Here is a 475-nt window from a genome sequence, read left to right as displayed (position 1 = left end):
ATTCTCATTCACTAATAGTTTTGGAATAAATGAGGAGTTTAAAATCTTTAATATAGAGTATAAAACAGAGGACAAGTCCATAGTTCTCCAAGGAGTCAGACGGTGGGATTATCCAAAAGGTGGAAGCTATCAATTTTTCATAACTATCGTGATTCCATTAAGCAACCAAGCAAAAAGTACTAAAAAAAGCAGATATCAACGATTGACGTATGTATTTTTAGACAACCTAGATCTATATAAAGTCCTCAAAAGCTTATTAGAGGACAATAAAGAGGATGCTGTGTTCGAGATTTATATCAAAACTTTGGAGTATTTAGACTATTACTATTCAGAACTCATAGAAAATGAAGCTACGGTATCTTATCGTTTATTAAGCAACCAGTTAGATACACTATCAGGAGAAAAAGTTGAAGAACACCTGGGCATTGTATTGAAATATCTTTATGGTAGTTTCATTCCCAAAGGATATATTTAT

At 32.2% G+C, this 475-nt stretch carries 1 protein-coding gene; it reads left to right on the top strand.

Features of this window, described 5'->3' with window-relative positions; translation table 11 throughout:
* Positions 1-475: hypothetical protein (locus tag E3E36_RS11750; protein ID WP_167895564.1), on the top strand; the 475-nt coding region annotated here is incomplete at both ends.

It is taken from the genome of Thermococcus sp. M36 (assembly GCF_012027355.1).
Lineage (GTDB): Archaea > Methanobacteriota_B > Thermococci > Thermococcales > Thermococcaceae > Thermococcus.
This window is presented reverse-complemented; position numbering and strand designations above follow the sequence as displayed.